We start from the raw sequence: 21,464 nt of genomic DNA on the forward strand, positions 1-21,464 counted from the left end.
TCGCATACCCCGGGCGCGGCCCCATGACAATTCCGCAAATCCCTGCGCGCAAGGCCTTTGAACCCCGCGCCGTGCATCCTTATGTTAAGCCCCGAGCACGAAGGACGCGATTTTGGTATTCTCCACAATAACCGACGGCATCGAGCGCGGGGTAACCGGGCTCACGGGCGCTGTCTCCGAGACTTTTTTCGAACCGGTGATCCGCCTCGGCGTCACCGGGCTAAGCCGTTCGGGCAAGACGGTGTTCATCACCTCGCTCGTCGCCAACCTGCTGGAGCGCGGGCGCATGCCCCAGTTTCAGGCCGCAGCCACCGGCGCAATCCAGAGCGCCTATCTCCAGCCGCAGCCCGATGACACCGTCCCGCGCTTCGATTTCGAGAACGCGCTGGGCCAGATGACTGGCACCACGCCGCGCTGGCCGGACAGCACGCGCACCATCTCGGAGCTGCGCGTGTCCCTCCGGGTGCAGCCGCAAGGGCTGCTCGGGGCGCTATCGGGCCCAAAAACGGTGCATGTGGACATTGTGGATTATCCGGGCGAATGGCTGCTGGATCTGGCCCTGCTCGACAAGAGCTATGCCGACTGGTCCGCCGAGATGCTCAAACGGTTGTCCAGCCGCCCTGGGGCGGAGGCGTTCCTCGCAGCCCTCGCGGAGGCCGACCCGGGCGCGAAACTGTCCGAACCCGAGGCGCAGCGTCTTGCCGCCAGCTACACCGCCGCGCTGCACACTGCGCGCGAGGCGGGCTTTTCGGATTGCACGCCGGGCCGCTTCATCCTGCCGGGCGAGCTCGAAGGCTCGCCGGTGCTGACCTTTGCGCCGCTGCCGCCGGGCCGTCACGGGCGCGGCACGCTCGGGCGCGAGTTCGAACGCCGGTTCGAAGCCTACAAGACCCAGGTGGCGCGGCCGTTCTTTCGCGACCACTTCGCCCGGATCGACCGGCAGATCGTGCTGGTGGATGCGCTGGGCGCGCTCCATGCAGGGCCGCGCGCGGTCGAGGATCTGCGCAACACGATGGAGGATATCCTCACGGCGTTTCGCCCCGGCAGCAATTCCTGGCTGAGCGCGATCCTCGGCAAGCGGGTGGAGCGGATCCTGTTTGCCGCCACCAAGGCGGACCATCTGCACCACACGCAGCACGGGCAGCTTACCGCCATCATGGAGGCGCTGGTCCGCGACGCCCGCCGCCGCGCGGATTTCGCCGGGGCCGAGACCGGGGCCATGGCGATTGCCGCCCTGCGCACCACCATCGAGGAAACCCGCACCCATCAGGGCCAGCCGCTGGATCTTGTACGCGGCACCCTTTTGGAGACCGGCAAGGAGGCTGCGTTTTTCGCCGGAGAGCTCCCCAAGGATCCCAATGCCATCCTTGCCCCGGCCCGCGAAGGCGCGGCGACCTGGCTGGAGGGCGACTATGCCGCCATGCGCTTTGCCCCCGCCCGCGTGGCGCTTGCCCCGGGGGAGGGGCCGCCCCATATCCGTCTGGATCGTGCGGCGGAGTTTTTGCTGGGGGACCGTCTGCGATGACCGCACCCCGTGACCGGAGGGTCCTGCCATGACCACCAAGAAAGGTGCCGTTCTGATCGAGCTGGAGGAGGAGGCCAAATCCGGCGAGACCTCTGCGCGCGAGACCCCGGCCTCGGCCCCGCCCGTGCCCGATCTGCCCGGCGCGGTTCCGCAGGGGCAGGCCCTGCAAACCGTCGCACAGCTGGCCGCGCGCCCGCCCTCCCGGCTTTTGCGCATGTTCCTCTCTGCGCTGCTGGCGCTGGTGCTCTTCATGGCCGGGGTGGCGGCAACGAATTTCGTCACCGGATTGCTGGCCAGCGCGCCGGTTCTTGGGGCGGTGGCGGCGGGGCTTTTTGGTCTGGTCTGTGTCACGGCCCTGATGATCGCCGGGCGCGAATGGCTGGGGTATCGCCGGCTGGCGCGGCTCGACGGGATCCGGGCGGCGGCGGATGCGGCCCTGGCCGCGGGCACCCTGTCCGAGGCCAAGACCGTGGCGACCCGGATCTCGACACTTTACGCCGACCGGCCCGAGTTGCGCGGCCCGCGTCAGGATCTCGACCGGACGGTGAAAGACCAGTTCGAGGTGGGGGCTGTCTATGAGCTGGTCGAGGCACAGTTGCTCGAACCGCTCGATAGTCGGGCGCAGGCCGAGATCGCCGCGGCAGCCCGGCAGGTAGCAACTGTGACGGCGCTTGTGCCGCTGGCACTTGCGGATGTCATCGCCGCGCTGACCGCAAATCTGCGCATGATCCGGCGGATCGCCGAGATCTATGGCGGGCGCGCGGGCACCCTTGGCAGCTGGCGTCTGACCCGATCGGTTCTGACCCATCTGGTGGCCACGGGCGCGGTCGCCGTGGGCGATGACCTGATCGGCTCGGTGGCCGGGGGGAGTGTTCTGTCCAAGGTGTCGCGCCGTTTCGGCGAAGGCGTGGTCAATGGCGCGCTGACCGCACGGGTCGGGGTGGCCGCGCTTGAGGTTTGTCGGCCGCTGCCCTTCGGTGAAACCCGCCGACCCTCTGTCACCGGATTGGTGAAACAGGCGCTGGGCGGACTATTCTCAAACGGAAGCTAACCCAGCACGGAGCGCGCGATGGACACCCTTGCCCCTGATCTCAACACCATGGTGCGCACGCCGCTCGACCCGGCCCATGTGACGGCCATGCGGCGGATCGGGACCGAGGTCCGCTATGGGGCGGGGGACAAGATCACCCGGCTCGGTGAGACGCAGACCCATTTCCACTATGTGCTCGAGGGGGAGCTTGAGGCGATCGACCCGGTCACCGGCGGACGCTACGGCGATGCCACGCTGGGGCCGTCCCAGTTCACGGGCGAGATCAGCTTTCTCAATGACGGCAAGGTCATGCTCGCCAATCGCGCGGTGCAGGACAGTGTCCTGCTGCAGGTGCCCCGGGCCGAGATGCTGCAGCTGATGTCCGAAGTGCCGGAGATGAGCGATATCATCGTCACCGTTTTCGCCGGGCGGCGGCGGCGTCTGCTCGAGAGCCAGCAGGCGGCGCTCACCCTGCTGGGCGCGGATCAGGACCGGCAGATCCGCCGCATCGCGGCCTTTGCCAGCCGGAACCGGATCCCCTATCGCTCCCTCGAGCTGGAGGATCACGAGGCCGAGGATATTGCCGAGCAATGCGCGATCCTGCCCCGGCACCCGTGCGTGATCTTTGGCAAGAACACGGTGATCGAGGACCCGAACCCGCGCAAGATCGCGCGGCTTCTGGGCATCGATATGCCCCTCGGCGGCACCCATGTCTTCGATGTGCTGATCGTCGGCGGAGGGCCCGCGGGCATCGCGGCGGCGGTCTATGCCGGGGCCGAGGGGCTCAGCGCGCTGGTGGTTGAGGATCTGACCATCGGCGGGCAGGCAGGCACCTCGAGCCGGATCGAGAATTACATGGGCTTTCCCACCGGGATTTCCGGCGCGGATCTCTGCTGGCGCGGCGAGGTTCAGGCGATGAAATTCGGCACCCGCTTTGCCATGCCCCGGCGCGCGGCCCATGTGGACCCGCTCGAGGATGGGAGCTTCTGCGTCCGGCTCGATGACGGCGAAGAGGTCCGCGCCAAATCCATCGTCATCGCCACGGGGGTGCAGTATCGCAAGCTGCCGATCCCGCGGCTCGAAGAGTTCGAGAGCGCGGGCGTCTATTATGCCGCCACGGATGTGGAGGCGCGCTATTGCCGGAACACCGATGTGGTCGTGATCGGCGGGGGCAATTCGGCGGGGCAGGCGGCGATGTTCCTGTCGCGCACGGCCCATCATGTGCATGTGCTGATCCGGGGGGACAGCCTTGCGGCCTCCATGTCGTCCTACCTGTCCGAACGGCTCGACCGCGATCCGTCGATCACCCTGCACCGGCGCACGCAGGTCACGGCGCTCCATGGTGAGGACAAGCTCGACAGCGTGACGATCCGCGACGGTCAGATGGGGCAGGACTGGACGCTCAAGACCGGTGCGGTCTTCGTGATGGTGGGGGCGGCGCCCAATACCGGCTGGCTCGACGGGCATGTGACGCTGGATGAGAAGGGCTTTGTCCGCACGGGCCGCGAGGTGGGCGGGCGCTCCACCTTCGAGACCTCCTGCCCGGGGATCTTTGCCGTGGGCGATGTGCGCGCAGGCTCGGTCAAACGGGTGGCCTCGGGGGTGGGCGAAGGCTCGGTGGTCATTTCCAAAGTGTGGGAACATGTGAACGCGCCTTGACCCTGGCCCGGCGGGGGCGTGGGGTGGTCCGGACAACCACGTGGCCCGCTCTTGCAGTGCCGGACGCACGGATCTGTGCCGCGTGATGCACGCCGTGTCGCCAAGCCGGCTAGGGACTGGCCCTGATCAGCGCTCGAGATCGCAGACACCTTGCGCAGATCTGCCCAATCGCGCCCCATGCCTGCCGATCGGCTCGCGGCGAAATGTTGCGATTGTCCCCATGGGGATAGGGGCCTATAAGCGCCCCATGACATGGTTCGCGGTGATCATTTCCCGAATTAGCAACCCGGCGCTCGCTTGATCCGAGCCGCCGGGCCAAGGCGTATGGGTTTCCGCGCCGCCCCCCTTTTTTGACCGACATGACGATACAGGATGACCGGACATGTGCGCCGACACGCCCAGTGCGAACCAGTACAAAGACACGCTGAACCTTCCGAAGACTTCGTTTCCCATGCGCGCAGGCCTGCCCAAGCGCGAGCCTGATTGGCTGGCCCGCTGGGCCAAGATCGACATCTACGAGCGCCTGCGGGACAAGGCCCGGACCGAGACGCGGCCGGCCTTCACGCTCCATGATGGGCCGCCTTATGCAAACGGGAACCTCCATATCGGCCATGCGCTGAACAAGATCCTCAAGGATATGGTCGTCCGCTCCCAGCAGATGATGGGCAAGGATGCCCGCTACATCCCCGGCTGGGACTGTCACGGCTTGCCGATCGAGTGGAAGATCGAGGAAAAGTACCGCGCCAAGGGCCGGGACAAGGACGAGATCCCCGTGATCGACTTCCGTCAGGAATGCCGGGCCTTTGCCGAGGGCTGGGTGGATATCCAGCGCGAGGAGTTCAAGCGTCTGGGCGTCACCGGCAAGTGGGACGACCCCTACCTGACCATGAACTTCCATGCGGAGCGGGTGATCGCCGAGGAATTCCTGAAATTCCTGATGAATGGAACGCTCTATCAGGGCTCCAAACCCGTCATGTGGTCGCCGGTCGAGAAGACTGCGCTGGCCGAGGCCGAGGTCGAGTATCACGACCGCCAGACGGATGCGATCTGGGTGAAATTTCCGGTCGTCTCGGCGCGCGCGGTGACCTCCTCCATGGAGGGGGCCCATGACACGATGGGCGGCGATGGCGACCTGCTCGCCGAGCAGCTCGAAGAGGCGACTGTCATCATCTGGACCACCACCCCCTGGACGATCCCGCAGAACCGCGCGATCTGCTTTGGGCCGGGGATCTCCTATGGTCTTTACGAAGTGACCGCGACGCCCGAGGAATGCTGGGCCTCCGTAGGGGAGACCTACATCATGGCCGATGCGCTGGCCGAAGGCGCGCTGAGCCAGGCGCGGGTGGAAGGGTTCACCCGGCGTCGCGATGTCTCGCCCGCCGAGCTGAGCCGTTTGACCTGCGCGCATCCCTTCGCCAAGGCGGACGGGGCCGGGGGCGAATGGGATTTCGAGGTTCCGCTCCTGCCCGGGGATCACGTGACCGACGATGCCGGAACGGGCTTTGTGCATACCGCGCCGAGCCATGGTGACGACGACTACGCGATCGGGGTCAAGCATGGCCTGCCGATGACCTATAACGTGCTCGATGACAGCTCCTATCGTGCGGACCTGCCGTTCTTTGGGGGCGAGTGCATCCTCAAGCCCAATGGCAAGCCGGGCGGCGCGAACAAGGCGGTGATCGCCAAGCTGGTCGAGATCGGCGGGCTGCTGGCGCGTCAGCGGATCACGATCTCGGATGCCCATTCCTGGCGCTCCAAGGCGCCGGTCATTCGCCTGAACCGTCCGCAATGGTTTGCCGCAATCGACAAGCCCGTGGGCGACGGCAATGACACCTATGGCGAGACGATCCGTCAGCGGGCGCTGACCTCCATCGACCAGCTCGTGCAATGGACCCCCCAGACCGGGCGCAACCGGCTCTATTCGATGATCGAGGCGCGGCCCGATTGGGTGCTCAGCCGTCAGCGTGCCTGGGGTGTGCCGCTGCCCTGCTTTGTGAAGAAGGGCGCGCAACATTCTGATCCGGATTACCTTTTGCGCGATCCCGCCGTTAATGCGCGGATCGTCGAGGCGTTCGAGGAAGAGGGCGCGGATGCCTGGTATGCCGAGGGGGCCAAGGCCCGGTTCCTCGGCAACGAGCATGATCCAGAGGCCTATGAACAGATCTTCGATATCCTCGATGTGTGGTTCGATTCTGGCTCCACCCATGCCTTCGTGCTGCGGGATCGCGAGGACGGGTCGAGCGACGGGCTCGCCGATCTCTACCTTGAGGGCACGGACCAGCATCGCGGCTGGTTCCATTCCTCGATGCTGCAGGCTTGCGGGACGATCGGGCGCGCGCCCTATCGCGCGGTTCTGACCCATGGGTTCACCCTGGATGCCAAGGGCAACAAGATGTCGAAATCCATCGGCAACACCGTGGCCCCGGAGAAGGTCGTCCAGCAATATGGCGCGGATATCCTGCGGCTTTGGGTGGCGCAGTCCGATTACACCGCCGATCTGCGGATCGGGGACGAGATCCTCAAGAATGTCGCCGACAGCTATCGCCGCTTGCGCAACACGATGCGCTATCTGCTCGGTGCGCTGGAGGGCTTCACCGAGGATATGCGGGTCGATCCGGCGGAGATGCCGGAGATGGAACGCGCCTTTCTCCATATGATGAGCAATCTCGATGAGCAGGTGCGGGTCGGCTACGAGAAATACGACTTCCAGGGCGTGTTCCAGACGGTGTTCCAGTTTGCGACCGTCGCGCTTTCGGCGCAGTATTTCGACATCCGGAAGGACGCTCTGTATTGTGATCGTCCCGACAGCCTGCGGCGCCGCGCGGCGCTGACGGTGATGGATGCGATGTTCCACCGGCTGACCACCTGGCTGGCCCCGATCCTGGTCTTCACCATGGAAGAGGTTTGGCTGGAGCGGTTCCCGGGCGACGAGAGTTCCGTCCACCTGCAGGACTTCCCGGAGACGCCGAAGGAATGGCACCACCCGGAGGCGGTTGGGCGCTGGGACACCCTGCGCGGCGTGCGTCGGGTTGTGACCGGCGGGCTGGAACTGGAACGGCAAGCCAAGACCATCGGCGCGTCGCTGGAGGCCGCCCCCGTGGTCCATGTGCCGGGCCATGTGGCGAGCATGATCAAACCGGAGCTGTTCGCCGATACCTGCATCGTCTCGCAGCTTACGGTCTCCACCGACCCCGTGCCGGAAGGGGCTTTCACCCTGCCGGATGTGCCGGGGGTGGGGATGGTCTTTGCCAAGGCCGAGGGCGAGAAATGCCAGCGCTGCTGGAAGATCCTGCCGGATGTGGGCACCCACAGCCATCCCGGCGTCTGCGCGCGCTGCGATGACGCGCTCAGCGCCTTGGACGCGGCCAGCTGATCCCGGGATCCGGGCGCTCAGGCGTCCGGCGATGGCCCGGTTGACATGTCAACCGGGCGGACCCGCGCCGCGGCAGGCCCTCCGAGTTGAGCCAAGCCCTGTTCACAGCTGCGCGATCTGAGACTTGCAGTCTCATTCTTCGCTTCCGTTTCTGGGCGGGAGGCTGCCAAACTCTACCTCCTGCCGTATCGCGATGAATAGGCCTGACCATGACTGACAGTACGTATACCCCGCCCGCCATCTGGACCTGGGAAGGTCCCTCCGGGGGCAAGTTTGCCTCCACCAACCGGCCCATCGCGGGCCCGACCCATGATGCGGAATTGCCCCGGGGTGCGCATCCGCTCCGGCTTTACTCGCTTGCGACACCGAACGGGGTGAAGGTCACGGTCATGCTCGAAGAGCTGCTCGAGGCCGGGCATGACGGCGCCGAATACGACGCCTGGCCGACCCGGATCGGCGACGGCGATCAGTTCGGCTCGGGCTTTGTCGAGATCAACCCGAATTCCAAGATCCCCGCGCTGCTGGATGAGACCGGCGACACACCGGTGCGGATCTTTGAATCTGGCGCGATCCTGCTGCACCTCGCCGAGAAATTCGGCGCTTTCCTGACCGGCCCCGAGGCCCGGGCCGAGATGCTGTCCTGGCTCTTCTGGCAAATGGGCAGCGCGCCGTATCTCGGCGGCGGGTTCGGACATTTTTACGCCTATGCGCCAGAGAAATGGGAATACCCGATCAACCGTTTCGCCATGGAGACCAAGCGCCAGCTCGACGTGCTCAACCGGCATCTGGCGACGCGCGACTGGATGGCCGGCGACACCTATACGATTGCCGATATCGCGATCTGGCCCTGGTATGGCCAGCTTGTGCTCGGGCGTCTCTATGATGCGGCAGAGTTCCTCGACGTGGCGAGCTACACCCATGTTGTGGAATGGGCCACGCGGATCGATGCCCGCCCGGCCGTGCAGCGCGGGCGCATGGTCAACCGGCTCTTCGGCGAGCCTGCCATGCAGCTCCATGAGCGCCATGCGGCCTCGGATTTTGACACCCAGACCGAGGACAAGCGCGTCGCGGCGGAGTGATCCCGTTGGAGGACGAGCTGCGCGCAGCACTGCTGGACCTCGCCCATCAGCGCGGCACCGCCAAGAGCTTTTGCCCCTCCGAGGTTGCACGCGCATTGACCACGGAGTGGCGCCCGCTCATGGCGCCGATCCGCCGCGTGGCCTCTGACCTCATCCGCGAGGGCCAGCTGATCGCGACGCAGAAAGGCCGCCCGGTCGATCCCGAACAGGCGAAGGGTCCGATCCGACTGGCCCTGCGGCCCTCTCATTGTTCTTGAAATACTCCGGGGGTGCGGGGGCTGGCCCCCGCTGGCTCAGGCCTTGGGATGCGCCGCGTTGTACACCTCGAGCAACCGGGTCGTGTCCACCGCCGTATAGGCCTGGGTGGTGGACAGAGAGGCATGGCCCAACAGCTCCTGTATCGCGCGCAGATCCCCGCCCGCCGCCAGCAGATGGGTGGCAAAGGAGTGGCGCAGGGCGTGGGGCGTCGCCGTCGCGGGCAGGCCGAGCTGCATCCGCGCCTGTTCCATCACCTTGGCTACGAGCCTCGGGTTCAGCCGCCCGCCGCGCACGCCGCGGAACAGCGGATCCTCTGCCTCGCAGGGATGGGGGCTGAGCGCCAGATAGCTGTCCACCGCCTTGCGCGCCGCGGGTAGGACCGGCACGATCCGCTCCTTGTCGCCCTTGCCGCGAATGCGCAGCACCTCGGGCAGGGGGGCGTCCGCGCCGGTCAATCCCAAAGCCTCCGATATCCGCAACCCGCAACCATAAAGCAGCGTCACCACCGCCACATCCCGGGCCGCAACCCAGCCTTCGCCGGCCTGCAATTCCACCTGTGAGATCATCTGCAAGGCGGCATCCTCGGCCAGCGGGCGCGGCAGCTTGCGTTGGTATTTTGGGCTGCGCGCCGCCAGAACGGCGGTCGGTTCGAACCCTTCCCGCTCCCCCAGCCAGCGGAAGAACGACTTCACCGCCGAGAGCGCCCGTGCCAGCGAGCGCGCCGCCAGCCCGCGTCGTCGCTCCGCCGCCATCCAGGCGCGCATATCGGTCTGGGAAATCTCGCGCAGCCGTGCCGCCCCGGAGGCCCCGCCGTCATGCAGCGCAAGAAAGCCTAGGAACCCGGCCACGTCGCGGCGATAGGCGGTCAGGGTGGTGTCCGGTGCATCCTCGAGCCCGCGCAGATGGGTCAGCCACCCCTCCAGCAGCGCGGCGGTCCCGGGCTGCAGCGCGATCTCGGTCATCCGCTCAGGCGATCCAGCGCAGGATCGCGCGCTCGACCACATGGGCGAAGAAGGCCAGCAGGTCCGTGCCCTGATTGGGGTGGAACAGCTCGGGATCCTGCGCGCCCAAGGCCAGCAGGCCGGGCAGGCGGCTCTCGCCGAACTCGAGCCGCAGCAGCGCTTCGGATTGCATTTCCTTACCGTGCGTGCCGTAGAGCGCGCCATCGGAAACATGGCGCAGGGTCACCTTGCGCGCCGGCAGGCCATCGGGCGTGCCGATGATCCGGTCGATCTGGCCCGCGGGCACCACTTGCAGGATCTCGCGCAGGGCGTCGAGGGCCGGGTCCGGCGCGTCCTCATGGCTTTCGAGGACGAGTTGCACCGCATCGACCTTGAGCATCGCGGCCACATCGCCGCCGAGATTGGACAGAAAGGCGGTGAAATCCACCGGCTCTAGCACGCTGAGCACGGCCCGGTGGATCTGGTTCGTCCCCGCCAGATTGTCATAAGCCGCCGCGATCACGCTGCGATGGGTGTCCTCGAGCCGATCAAGCCGCGCCTCGAGCCGTTCCATCGCAACTCCGCGCAGGTCGATGATGTTGCCGCCGAGCCGCCGCTCATTCGCGGCCATCAGGGCCCGCATCACATCGCGGTCTTCGAGAATCACGTCGGGGGCCTCCATGATCTTCGTCTTGAGATCATGGGGCATCAGGGCTGGTTCACTCATGGGCCTGCCGTTCTGTTTTGAATGTCTGCTCGTCTTATTTTCCGAGCAGCTTACACCATCACAGAATCGTCTGGCCAGTTTTTTCCCAATCTGAGAGGAAAGCCGCCAATCCCTTGTCCGTGAGAACATGATTGGCCATCGCCTTGATCACGTTGGGCGGGGCCGTGGCGACATCGGCGCCGATCAATGCGGCCTCTTTCATGTGGTTGGCGCTGCGGATCGAGGCGGCGAGGATCTGCGTCTCGAACCCGTAATTGTCGTAGATCGTCCGGATATCCTCGATCAGTTCCATCCCGTCGAGATTGATATCGTCGAGCCGCCCGATGAAGGGCGAGATGAAAGTCGCCCCCGCCTTGGCCGCCAGCAGCGCCTGATTGGCCGAAAAACAGAGCGTGACATTCACCATCCGCCCCTCATCGGTCAGGGTCTTGCAGGCCTTCAGCCCGTCCCAGGTGAGCGGCAGCTTGATGGTGATGTTCTCGGCGATCTCGGCCAGCTTGCGCCCCTCGGCGATCATGGCGTCGGCTTGGGTGGCGACGACCTCGGCGCTGACGGGGCCTGAGACCAAGGCGCAGATTTCCCGGGTAACCTCGGTGATGTCGCGTCCGGATTTCAGGATGATCGATGGGTTTGTGGTCACCCCGTCGACCATGCCAAGATCGTTCAACTCTGCGATCGCAGCGACATCGGCGCTATCTACAAAAAACTTCATGGGCTCGGTTCCCTCGGGGTTGCAGCACTGTTACCGCTCTCATATCGCAGGCATCAGGACGGGGAAAGGGGCGCAGGGTGCGGTTTGAGACAGGAGATCTGATCGCGGTCCTGACCACTCAGCCCCTCGACCGGACGCTGGATTACAAGGCCCCGGAGGGGGGCTGCGAGATCGGTGATTTCCTCGAAGTGCCGCTGGGTCCGCGCAAGGTTCTGGGGGTGGTCTGGGGCGCGGGACAGGGCGGCTGGGACCCGGCCAAAATCCGCGCGGCCCTGCGCGTGCTCGACACCCCACCCATGCGCGACGAGATGCGGGCCTTCCTGACCCGTGCCGCCCGCTACACCCTGACGCCGCTGCCCGCGATGCTGCGCCTGGCCACCCGGGCGCCGGGGCTGGGGGATGCGATGTCCATGCGCAAGGTGCTGGTGCCCGGGCAGGGGGAGCCGTCGCGGATGACCGATGCGCGCCTGCGCGTGATGGATGCGCTGGCCGAATATGGGGGCGCGCCGGTCACTCAGGCCGAGCTGGTCTCGGCGGCGGGGGTAAGTGCCTCGGTGGTCAAGGGCCTCGTGGCGGCGGGCGCGATCTACGAACAGGACACGCCCCGCGATCTGCCCTATCCGCCGCTGGATGTGGCGCGGCCCGGCAAGCCGCTCACCGAGGAACAGGAACGCGCGGCGGGCCAGCTCCAGCATGGGATCGAAAGCGAGAGCTATGGCACGACCCTCCTGAAGGGGGTGACCGGCTCGGGCAAGACCGAGGTCTATCTCGAGGCGGTGGCGGCCTGCCTGGCCAAGGGGCGTCAGGCGCTGGTGCTCTTGCCCGAGATCGCACTGACCTCGGAATTCCTCACCCGGGTGGAGGCCCGGTTCGGCGCGCGCCCGGCGGAATGGCATTCCGGGGTGACCATGACCGAGCGGCGGCGCTGCTGGCGGATGGTGGCCGAGGGTGGGGCCAAGCTGGTGGTGGGGGCGCGATCCTCGCTCTTCCTGCCGTTCCAGAATCTCGGCCTGATCGTGGTCGATGAGGAACACGACACCTCCTACAAGCAGGAGGAGGGCGTGCTCTACAACGCGCGCGACATGGCCGTGCTGCGCGCCTCGTTTGCCACGGCGCAGGTGGTGCTGGCCTCGGCCACGCCCAGCCTCGAAAGCTGGGCCAATGCGGAAGCGGGCAAGTACCAGCGCGTGGATCTCGGCGCGCGGTTCGGCGATGCGGAACTGCCGGAGATGCGCGCCATCGACATGCGCGCCGAGGATCTGCCCTTTGGCCGATGGGTCTCGCCCAGCCTCAAGCGCGCGATCACCGCGCGGATCGAGGCCGCGGAGCAGTCGCTGCTCTTCATCAACCGCCGGGGCTATGCGCCGGTGACGCTCTGCCGGGCCTGCGGGCATCAGATTGGCTGCGAGATGTGCGACGCCCGGATGGTCGAGCACCGCTTTCAGAAGCGCCTGATGTGCCACCAATGCGGCGCGACACGGGCGATCCCCGAGGCCTGCCCGTCCTGCGAGGCCGAGGGCAAGCTGGCCGCCGTGGGTCCGGGGGTGGAGCGTCTGGCCGAGGAAGCCGCCGAGGCCTTTCCGGAGGCGCGGATCGCGGTGCTGTCCTCGGATCTCTTCGGGTCGGCCCGGGCGCTCAAGGCGCAGATCGCCGAGATCGCCGAAGGGGCGGCAGATATCATCATCGGCACGCAGCTGGTGGCCAAGGGCCACAACTTTCCGCTGCTGACGCTGGTGGGGGTGATCGATGCGGATCTCGGGTTGCAGGGCTCGGACCTGCGCGCGGCCGAGCGGACGTTCCAGCTCATGCGGCAGGTGGCGGGCCGGGCCGGACGGGCCGAGCGTCGCGGCGAGGCTTTGTTGCAGACCTATCAGCCCGAGCACCCGGTGATCCGCGCGATCCTGACCGGCGACGAGGAGGCGTTCTGGCGCGCCGAGGCGTCCGAGAGGCAGGCCGCCGGGATGCCGCCCTATGGTCGGATGGCGGGGATCATCCTGAGCTCACCGGACCTGCAGGAGGTGTTCGACACGGGCAACATGCTGGCGCGGATGACGGGACCGATCACGGGCGTGGGCGCCTCGGTTTACGGCCCTGCGCCCGCGCCTATCGCGCGGATCCGCGGACGGCACCGGGTGCGGCTGCTGGTGACGGCGCCCAAGGGCGTGGCCCTGCAAGACGCACTGGCGCAGTGGACGGGTCAGATCAAGCCCGGCCCAAATCTGCGCCTGTCGATCGATATCGACCCGCAGAGCTTTTTCTGAGCTGTTGGGAAGGGGTCTGCGCAATCAGACCTGCGCGCGGCGGCGGGTCAGACCCAACGCCCCAAGACCGGCCAGCCCAAGCCACAGCGCGCCGGGCAGGGGCACCGGGGCGACATTGGTCACCATCAACTGCCCGGTCATCGCGATGTCATGGGGCGCGCGGGCATCCACGGCGAAAAAGCTCGTGCTGACAGCGCTCGAGAAGTCGAGCGCGGCCACGGCCTCCAGGCTGGCATCCATGCTGTCGGAGGCGAACTCCCAGCCCAGCGTGAAGCTGCTCAGGGGCGCGTCGCTGACGAAATTGCCCGGGTTGAGATAGATCTGCACCGAGTTCAGCGCATCCTTGCGGTTCACCACCACCAGATAGATCAAGGCGTCCGGGCGGCTCTGATCCACCTGCACCCCGCCGATCTGCGCCTGAAACGCCTCGACCTGATAGAGCTTCTGGACGAAATGCGGATAGACGCTCGACATGATTTCAGGGCCAGACACCGTCGCGGTGAAGCTCAGCATGTCCTTCTCGTCCACGCCGACACCCTGTTCGGCGCTCTCGACCTGACCGGTTCCCGAGATCTGGATGGTTGCGGCAGGGGCGCTGAGCGCGCCCAGCAAAAGCAGGGCAGTCGAAATCAGGAAAAGGCGCATAACGAATCCGGTTTGAGAATGTCTATTAAGACTTTCTTAACACAGATTAACGCCGTAATTCCTGAGACATAACGCCCATGATTAATCGCCCGCATGTGCTGCGCCGCAGCGCGCGCCTTGTGGGACAGGCGGTCGGGGGCGCGCTATTCGGCCGGAACTCCGCGCGGGCCCTTTTGATCCACCAGATGATCCGCGATCACCGCGCCGATCCACATGCAGGTCAGCGCGAGGCAGGCAGTTCCGGCAAAGATCGAGCCGCCGGTCACACCGGCCCCGATGGCGCAGCCCCCCGCGAGCATTCCGCCAAAGCCCATCAGCGCTGCGCCGATCATCGAGCGGCCCATGGGGCCCGCCCCGTCAAAGCCCTGCAAGCGCAGATCGCGGCTGAGCCATGCGGCAAGAAACGCGCCGAGAAACACGCCGGGCACGAGCCCGATATCGAATTCCAGTACCGGGTCGGGGATCAGAAAGAACATGAGCATATTCGCCGAAGGCCCCGTAAAGGTGGCGCTTTCGATCTGAACTGGGTCAAAGGCGACCGTGCTGAGCGCAAAGGTCAGCACCCAGCCAAGCGCCACGGCAAAGCCCACGCCCGAGGCCATGACCAGCACCCGCGCGCCGATCCGGTTGCGGCGCGCGATCTCGAGCGCCAGCAGCGCGAGCACAAGGCCGAGGACCAGACCGGTCTCCCGTGGGAGATGGGCCGCGTCGAGGAGGTTCACATTGCGCCCGCCGCCGGTCATCCAGAGCGAGGCGATCCAGTTGCGCGCGGGCGCCAGCGCCCCCTGCAGGGCCATGATCGCCACCACCGCAAAGATCAGCCCCGACACCACCGAGCGCAGATTGCCCGTCGCCGCCAGCACCAGCAGCCGCCCGGAGCAGCCCCGCGCCAGAACCATACCGACCCCGAACAGCAACCCGCCGACAATCGCCCCGGACCAGGAGCCGGTCACGGCCATCATCCGGGCATCCTCGATCCGCATCAGACCGGCGAGGGCCGCGCCCTGCACCCAGACAAGGGCGGTGGAAAAGCACAAAAGCCAGACCGCCATGCGGTGGCCGAACTGGCCGCGGGCAAACTCGACGCAGGCCGCGCGCAGGCAAAATGAAGAGCGTTGCGCCGCGATCCCGAACACCATTCCGGTGATCAGACCGAACACCGCCGCGGTTGGACCTTCGCCGATCCGCTCCACCAGTGGCAGAATATCCATGGTCCCCTCCCGGACGAAATCTGGCATTCGAAAACTGGAATATGTTTGCCATGCCTGCGACCACGCGGCTTTGACACAGATCAGTTTTTTCTCGCCAGCGCGGGGCCACGGGCGTAGACCACGCCCATGCGACTCGTGCCCCTCGCTCAAGCCCCGGATCTGCCCCGCTGGCGGCAACCGGTGACGCTGCTCTTTCTGATGGCCTTTGCGATGCCCATCGCCTTCGCCACCTGGAGCGCGCTTCTGAACAATTTCGTCATCGAGATGGCCGGGTTTGACGGGGTCAATATCGGCTGGCTGCATACGGTGCGTGAGATCCCGGGCTTTCTGGCCGTGGGCGTGATCGCCCTGATCATGATCATCCGCGAACAGGTGCTGGGCCTCGCCTCGCTCTGTCTTCTGGGGATCGGGACGGCGCTGACCGGTTTCTTCCCGAGCTATTACGGCATTCTCGCGCTCACCCTGCTGAGCTCGATCGGGTTTCACTATTACGAGACGGTCAACCAGTCCCTGCAATTGCAATGGATCGCCAAGGACCGCGCGCCCGAGACGCTGGGCTGGATCGTGGCGGCGGGTTCGGCGGCCTCACTGGTCAGCTATGGCACTCTGGTGGTGAGCTGGAAGGCTTTCGATCTGAGCTACAGCTTTGTCTACATGACCTCCGGCGGGATCACGGCGGCCATCGCGATCTTTTGCATGATCGCCTACCCGCAATTCGAATCCCCCAATCCCCAGAACAAGCGGATGGTGCTGCGGCGGCGCTACTGGCTCTATTATGCGCTGCAATTCATGTCCGGCGCGCGGCGGCAGATCTTCGTGGTCTTTGCCGCCTTCATGATGGTCGAGCGGTTCGGCTTCGAGGTGCATGAGGTCACGGCGCTCTTCCTGATCAATTTCGTTGCCAACATGCTCTGCGCGCCGCTCATGGGCAAAGCTGTGGCGCGTTTCGGCGAGCGCAACGCGCTGGCCTTCGAATATGTCGGGCTGATCTGCGTCTTTCTCGCCTATGGCGGGATTTACTGGCTGGGCTGGGGCATGCTGGTGGCGGCCGGGCTCTATGTGCTGGACCACCTGTTCTTCGCGCTGGCCTTCGCGCTCAAGACCTATTTTCAGAAGATCGCGGATCCTGCGGATATCGCCCCCACGGCGGCGGTGGCCTTCACGATCAACCATATCGCGGCGGTGTTTCTGCCCGCCTCGCTCGGCTATCTCTGGGTGGTGTCGCCGGGCGGCGTCTTCTGGCTGGCGGCGGGCATGGCGGCCACGTCGCTCTGTCTTGCCTTGCTGATCCCGCGCCATCCGGCGCCGGGGCATGAGACGATCTTTCAGTCGCGTCTGGCCGCGCCCGCCGAGTAACCGGCTCAGAGGGTTTGCGGCGGGGCGTCCGGCTTGGCTCCGAACCACAGGCCCAGCACTACCACCCCGTATTGCAGCACCAGCGCGACCATGAAGACCAGCGTCGTGAGCCAAGTCACCGTGCCCAGGCTTGTTTCGGCGGCGACCATGCTGAACTCGTTGCGCCCGCCCGCATACATGTAGAGCCACAGGAAGGTGAGACTGGCGATCCCCATGATCACGGTGGCGACCATGGCAAAGTGCCGACGCTCGCGCGGGACCAGACTGCGCCCGTTGAGGCGGGTGAAAAGGCTGGACACCACCATGGCCGCAAGCATCGCACCAAGGAACGGTAGGGCCGCATTGGGCGCGATGCCCAGCAAGGTCGCGGCGACGGACAGCCCGTAGCTCAGAAGCGCGCTCAATACGAAGAAGATGATCTGTAGCAGCCCGGTTTGCGTCATCGGGTCCTCCTTGGTCGGGGCGGTGCCGTCATGGCCTCGTCCGACCCTCGCGCCGAAGCGGGGCGGGGTCAGGGCAGGGGCAGGGCAGGGTGGTGACCCTTCCGTGACCCCCTGCCTGGTGGAATCTGGCCCCCGGCTTCCTATATTGTGAGCACCCCCCAGACACAGGAGACCGCCAATGTTCTTCATGAGCCGCAAGAAAGCCGAAATGGTCAGCGCCGCCGACGCCCTCCCCGGGCGCAGCGTTGCGATCCCGACGGCTGAGACCCACCACATCTCGGGGCGTCCGCTGACGCTTGAGGTGCCGGACGGGCTCGAGGTGGCGATGTTCGGCATGGGCTGCTTCTGGGGGGTGGAGCGGATGTTCTGGAAGCTCGACGGGGTCTACCTGACCATGGTCGGCTATGCCGGAGGCTTTACGCAGAACCCCACCTATCAGGAGGTCTGTACCGGACAGACCGGCCATAACGAGGTGGTCCGCGTGGTCTATGACCCGGAGGTGATCTCTTTCGAGGCGCTGTTGCAGGTCTTCTGGGAAGGGCATGATCCGACCCAAGGCATGCGTCAGGGCAATGATGTGGGCACCCAGTATCGCTCGGGCATTTACACGACTACCGAGGCACAGGCCGAGACCGCCCGGACCAGCAAGGCCGCCTTTGCGCCGCGCCTGATCTCGGCGGGCTACGGGGCGGTCACGACCGAGATCCTGCCCGCGCCGGAGTTCTTCTTTGCCGAGGACTATCACCAGCAATACCTGTCGAAGAACCCCAATGGCTATTGCGGGATCGGCGGAACGGGCGTGACCTGTCCGATCGGCACCGGGGTCGCGCAGGCGGGCTGATCCGCCCGCCCCCCGGGCAATCCGACCCGCCTGAGCAGTGCGACGGGCACTGCACGAGACATCGCGGGGCAGGGGGCGACCCTTGCCCCCCATCGCGGCGCGTGGAATACCAACGGCTCAACCCCGCGCCCGACCCTCACCGGGCCCACGTCCCGGAGCCCTCATCATGCCCACCTTCACCGCCCTCACCACCTTGCCCGGCAAGGCGGCTGCCGAACGCCTTGGCGACGCCCTCGAGACCATGACGCCGGAGCCCACCGGGGTCGGCGTGTTCGAGATCGAGGATGGCTCGGGCCTGTGGGAGGTGGGCGCCTATTTCATCGAAGCGCCCGACGTGGCCGGGCTTGCGCTCCTTGCGGCGGCTTTCGAGGCCAAGCCCTTCTCGGTTTCGGAGCTGCCGGAAACCGATTGGGTGGCCAAGGTCAAACGCGAGCTTTCGCCGGTCACGGCGGGGCGCTTCTTTCTCTATGGCAGCCATGATGCCGATGCCGTGCCGGTCGAGGCTGTCCCGCTTCTGATCGAGGCGGCGATGGCCTTTGGCACGGGCCATCACGGCACAACCCAGGGCTGCCTGCGGGCCTTTGACGACCTGCTGACCCAAGGCGCGCCCATGGGGCCGGTGCTTGATGTGGGCTGCGGGACGGCGGTGCTGGCCATGGCGGCGGCGCGGGTGCTGGAGGACGCGCCGATCGTGGCCAGCGATATCGACCCGGTGGCGGTCGAGGTGGCCGAGGCCAATCTGGCGGCCAACGGGTTGGCGATGCGGGTCCATTGCCTTGAGGCGACCGGGCTCGATCACCCCGAGATTGTCGGCCACGGGCCCTATATGCTGGTCTTTGCCAATATCCTCAAAGGGCCGCTGATCGATCTGGCCCCGTCCATTGCCGGGGCCATGGCCTCGGGCGGGCATGTGATCCTGTCGGGGCTGCTGAACGAGCAGGCGCAGGATGTGATTGACGCCTATGGCGCGGCAGGGCTGGACCTGCAGGCGCAATGGGCCATCGGGGAATGGACAACCCTGACCCTGTCGCGCCCCTGAGCCCGGAAACCGAACCCGTCGCTGAACCGCCGCCGAGCGGGCGAAAGCCCGCCTCGCGCCGGGGGTGAGGGCGCCGGGCGGGGTTTAACCTTAACGAAAGGTTACCCTATCCCAAGGGCGTCTTCGAAAAGTATCTTCAAATTCGAATTGAATCGTGGAGATACCCGATGTCACAGGATGACAATCTGGCTCTGTTCGGAGACCGGGTGGAAAAGATCACCGCAGCCCATGAGGCCGGGCGGAGCCGCAAGACCGCTCAGGTCAATCGCGGGTATCGTGGCGAAGGCTCGATGCTGCCGCTGGGCAAGATCCTTCTGGCCTGTGTTCTCTATGTGGTGTTCAAGAGCCTCGCGATTGCCGTGATGTCCGAGGGAACCTACCGCACCCATGTCATGTATCTCGAGACCGGGACCATGACCGAACGTTTCGTCGGGGCCGCGCTCGCGCCTGACCGCCTCTCGCTTGAGCTGGCCCGACGCCTGTCGCTGTGATCGGTGACCGGGACTTGCGGGCATAGCGCCCCGCGGGTCCTGCGTGGCACCCATCCAGGACGACAGCAAAAAGCGCGCCTCTCGGGGCGCGCTTTTTGAGTATCATGGTGCCGGACAATCTGGTGGATTGCCCGGCGTCATGACCTGGCCGGACAGGGAGGATGCCCGGATCAGTGACCGCGCCGCGACACCGCGTCGATATCGCCGCGGATCAGGCCGACATCACTCAACTCGCGTTCCGACAGACGGCTCAGCTCGTTGCGGGTGACGCGCGCGTCATTCCACGCGATCAGCGTGCCGAAAAAGCGGGCCAGACCTGCCTCGAAACGGGGAAGGACGACATGGGGGCGGGAGGTGTCAAAAGCTGCCATCGGGCGAAACCTTATCTGCGGCGCACGGCCGGTTTGAGTTGCATTGCGTTTCGTTGTGAACTGCATCTAGACCCGGCACTTTGCCTATACAATGGGCAAAAAATGCATGGCGCACATGCGTTTTCGGAATGCCTCGGAACTGGTGATAGGCGTCTGATAAAAGGGTGGAAATTCGACCTGTCCCATGTCGCATTCAGACAGCTTTTCGGTCGCAGGGGACCATTTTCGACAGATCCGTGTCGGGTTTGAACCCGGTCTGCCTGGATCAAGAGTGTTGGCAGATGTTCGCGTTTCGTGCTAGTTGAAGAAAAACGAGCAGAAAAAGAGACAATGATGCGCGTTCTGGGGATTGATCCCGGCCTGCGAAACCTTGGTTGGGGGGTAATCTCCTCCGAAGGGAGCCGCTTGCGCCATATCGAGAATGGGCAGATTCGCTCGGAGGGCACGGATCTTGCGGATCGCCTGCTCAGCCTGCACCAGCAACTGACAGAGGTGGTGGCCCGGCTCGCGCCCGATGCGGCGGCGGTGGAGCATACCTTTGTCAACAAGGACGCGACCGGGACCCTGAAGCTGGGCCAGGCGCGGGGGATCGCCCTCGTGGTGCCGGCGGCGGCGGGTTTGAAGGTTGCGGAATACGCGCCGAACCATGTGAAGAAATCCGTGGTGGGCGTGGGCCATGCGGGCAAGGAGCAGATTCAGCATATGGTGCGTTTGCAGCTGCCGGGGGCGACCCTCGCAGGGCCGGATGCGGCGGATGCGCTGGCGGTCGCGATCTGTCATGCGCATCACTTGCAATCCCAGGGCAGCCTGGCCCGGGTCACGGCGATGTCCGCCTCATGATCGGGCGGTTGTCGGGCGTGCTGGTCTACCGGGCGAAGGATCACATCCTGCTGGATGTGCGCGGGGTCGGTTACGTGGTCTATTGTTCGGAGCGCACTCTGGCCGCCCTGCCCGGGCCGGGGGAGGCTGTGACGCTTTTTACCGAACTGCTGGTGCGCGAGGATCTGTTGCAGCTCTTTGGGTTTCCGACGCTTCTGGACAAGGAATGGCACCGGCTGTTGATGTCGGTGCAGGGGATCGGTGCGAAGGCGTCGATGTCGATCCTGTCGGCGCTCGGGGCCGAGGGCGTCGGCCGGGCGATCGCGCTGGGGGACTGGTCCGCGGTGCAAAAGGCGCAGGGGGTTGGCCCCAAGATTGCGCAGCGCGTGGTCAATGAGCTGAAAGACAAGGGGCCGGATGTGATGGCCATGGGCGCGGTGCTGGAAACCGGGGAGGCCTCGGTCGGAATGGCCGACACCGGGGGCATCGAGCCCCCGGCGCCGGCGCGGACGGCTGCGCCATCCGCCGCCTCGGATCAGGCCGCAGCCCTGTCGGCCCTGGTCAATCTGGGCTACGGGCAGGGGGATGCGGCCAGCGCCGTGGCCACGGCCTCGGGCGAGGGGGCCACGGGCGAGGCGGCGCTGATCCGCGCCGCCCTGCGCCTTCTGGCGCCGAAAGGGTAA

At 66.0% G+C, this 21,464-nt stretch carries 20 protein-coding genes; 13 read left to right on the forward strand and 7 right to left on the reverse strand.

The features are described 5' to 3' along the window. Positions 1-112 precede the first annotated feature (112 nt). The 6 genes from ACP15I_RS01645 (at position 113) to ACP15I_RS01670 (ending at position 8,923) form a co-directional block, all read left to right on the forward strand. Positions 113-1,525 (forward strand): YcjX family protein, encoded by a 1,413-nt coding sequence (locus tag ACP15I_RS01645; protein WP_424973642.1) that lies wholly within the window; start codon positions 113-115, stop codon positions 1,523-1,525. A 28-nt stretch (positions 1,526-1,553) separates the two neighbouring features. Continuing rightward, entirely contained in the window at positions 1,554-2,576 is a 1,023-nt protein-coding gene (locus tag ACP15I_RS01650) for a YcjF family protein (protein WP_424973643.1), read from the forward strand. Positions 2,577-2,594: 18 nt separating this feature from the next. Continuing rightward, on the forward strand, positions 2,595-4,214 hold the full coding sequence (locus tag ACP15I_RS01655) for an FAD-dependent oxidoreductase (RefSeq protein ID WP_424964705.1): 1,620 nt from the start codon (positions 2,595-2,597) through the stop codon (positions 4,212-4,214). Between the two features lie 382 nt (positions 4,215-4,596). Further along, positions 4,597-7,587 carry an isoleucine--tRNA ligase gene (gene ileS / locus ACP15I_RS01660; RefSeq protein WP_424973644.1) on the forward strand — a complete coding sequence of 997 codons (2,991 nt, stop codon included), beginning with the start codon at positions 4,597-4,599 and terminating at the stop codon, positions 7,585-7,587. A 209-nt stretch (positions 7,588-7,796) separates the two neighbouring features. Further along, positions 7,797-8,666, forward strand: a complete 870-nt coding sequence (gene yghU, locus ACP15I_RS01665) for a glutathione-dependent disulfide-bond oxidoreductase (RefSeq protein WP_424973645.1) — start codon at positions 7,797-7,799, stop codon at positions 8,664-8,666. Beyond that, positions 8,663-8,923 carry a DUF3253 domain-containing protein gene (locus ACP15I_RS01670; protein WP_424973646.1) on the forward strand — a complete coding sequence of 87 codons (261 nt, stop codon included), beginning with the start codon at positions 8,663-8,665 and terminating at the stop codon, positions 8,921-8,923. Before yghU ends, ACP15I_RS01670 begins: the two co-directional genes overlap by 4 nt. A 36-nt stretch (positions 8,924-8,959) precedes the next feature. On the opposite strand, the gene ACP15I_RS01675 is transcribed toward ACP15I_RS01670, so the two are convergent. From ACP15I_RS01675 to fsa, 3 genes are read right to left on the reverse strand one after another with little or no spacing between them, the layout of a single operon-like run. Continuing rightward, positions 8,960-9,886: a tyrosine recombinase XerC gene (locus ACP15I_RS01675; protein ID WP_424964701.1), complete on the reverse strand. Its 927-nt coding sequence runs from the start codon at positions 9,884-9,886 to the stop codon at positions 8,960-8,962. Positions 9,887-9,890: 4 nt separating this feature from the next. After that, on the reverse strand, positions 9,891-10,592 hold the full coding sequence (locus ACP15I_RS01680; protein ID WP_424973647.1) for a DUF484 family protein: 702 nt from the start codon (positions 10,590-10,592) through the stop codon (positions 9,891-9,893). A gap of 58 nt (positions 10,593-10,650) precedes the next feature. Beyond that, a complete protein-coding gene (gene fsa / locus ACP15I_RS01685; RefSeq protein ID WP_424973648.1) occupies positions 10,651-11,304 on the reverse strand; it encodes a fructose-6-phosphate aldolase in 654 nt (217 codons plus the stop codon). Between the two features lie 77 nt (positions 11,305-11,381). On the opposite strand from fsa, the gene ACP15I_RS01690 reads away from it, so the two are divergent. Continuing rightward, positions 11,382-13,565: a primosomal protein N' gene (locus ACP15I_RS01690; protein WP_424973649.1), complete on the forward strand. Its 2,184-nt coding sequence runs from the start codon at positions 11,382-11,384 to the stop codon at positions 13,563-13,565. 24 nt (positions 13,566-13,589) lie between these two features. Here ACP15I_RS01690 and ACP15I_RS01695 read toward each other — a convergent pair whose 3' ends face one another. Next, positions 13,590-14,210, reverse strand: a complete 621-nt coding sequence (locus ACP15I_RS01695; protein WP_424964697.1) for a hypothetical protein — start codon at positions 14,208-14,210, stop codon at positions 13,590-13,592. A 143-nt stretch (positions 14,211-14,353) separates the two neighbouring features. Further along, a complete protein-coding gene (locus tag ACP15I_RS01700) occupies positions 14,354-15,421 on the reverse strand; it encodes a YeeE/YedE family protein (protein WP_424973650.1) in 1,068 nt (355 codons plus the stop codon). A 126-nt stretch (positions 15,422-15,547) separates the two neighbouring features. Here ACP15I_RS01700 and ACP15I_RS01705 point away from each other — a divergent pair, with 126 nt between their 5' ends. After that, a complete protein-coding gene (locus ACP15I_RS01705; RefSeq protein WP_424973651.1) occupies positions 15,548-16,777 on the forward strand; it encodes an MFS transporter in 1,230 nt (409 codons plus the stop codon). Between the two features lie 5 nt (positions 16,778-16,782). Here ACP15I_RS01705 and ACP15I_RS01710 read toward each other — a convergent pair whose 3' ends face one another. Then, complete coding sequence (locus tag ACP15I_RS01710; RefSeq protein WP_424973652.1) at positions 16,783-17,220, reverse strand: ABZJ_00895 family protein; 438 nt, start codon at positions 17,218-17,220, stop codon at positions 16,783-16,785. Between the two features lie 178 nt (positions 17,221-17,398). Here ACP15I_RS01710 and msrA point away from each other — a divergent pair, with 178 nt between their 5' ends. From msrA to ACP15I_RS01725, 3 genes are all read left to right on the forward strand, one after another. Next, positions 17,399-18,061 (forward strand): peptide-methionine (S)-S-oxide reductase MsrA, encoded by a 663-nt coding sequence (msrA, locus tag ACP15I_RS01715; RefSeq protein WP_424973653.1) that lies wholly within the window; start codon positions 17,399-17,401, stop codon positions 18,059-18,061. Between the two features lie 166 nt (positions 18,062-18,227). Beyond that, positions 18,228-19,100 carry a 50S ribosomal protein L11 methyltransferase gene (locus tag ACP15I_RS01720; RefSeq protein ID WP_424973654.1) on the forward strand — a complete coding sequence of 291 codons (873 nt, stop codon included), beginning with the start codon at positions 18,228-18,230 and terminating at the stop codon, positions 19,098-19,100. 167 nt (positions 19,101-19,267) lie between these two features. Next, positions 19,268-19,591: a hypothetical protein gene (locus ACP15I_RS01725; RefSeq protein WP_424964691.1), complete on the forward strand. Its 324-nt coding sequence runs from the start codon at positions 19,268-19,270 to the stop codon at positions 19,589-19,591. 170 nt (positions 19,592-19,761) lie between these two features. On the opposite strand, the gene ACP15I_RS01730 is transcribed toward ACP15I_RS01725, so the two are convergent. Further along, positions 19,762-20,028 carry a DUF1127 domain-containing protein gene (locus ACP15I_RS01730; RefSeq protein ID WP_424964690.1) on the reverse strand — a complete coding sequence of 89 codons (267 nt, stop codon included), beginning with the start codon at positions 20,026-20,028 and terminating at the stop codon, positions 19,762-19,764. Positions 20,029-20,295: 267 nt separating this feature from the next. On the opposite strand from ACP15I_RS01730, the gene ruvC reads away from it, so the two are divergent. Together ruvC and ruvA are read left to right on the forward strand one after the other, a co-directional pair. Further along, positions 20,296-20,802, forward strand: coding sequence for a crossover junction endodeoxyribonuclease RuvC (gene ruvC, locus ACP15I_RS01735; RefSeq protein ID WP_424974103.1), 507 nt, complete (start codon positions 20,296-20,298; stop codon positions 20,800-20,802). Continuing rightward, positions 20,799-21,464 carry a Holliday junction branch migration protein RuvA gene (gene ruvA / locus ACP15I_RS01740; protein WP_424973655.1) on the forward strand — a complete coding sequence of 222 codons (666 nt, stop codon included), beginning with the start codon at positions 20,799-20,801 and terminating at the stop codon, positions 21,462-21,464. Before ruvC ends, ruvA begins: the two co-directional genes overlap by 4 nt.

This window comes from Dinoroseobacter sp. S124A (assembly GCF_049801015.1).
Classification (GTDB): domain Bacteria; phylum Pseudomonadota; class Alphaproteobacteria; order Rhodobacterales; family Rhodobacteraceae; genus Dinoroseobacter.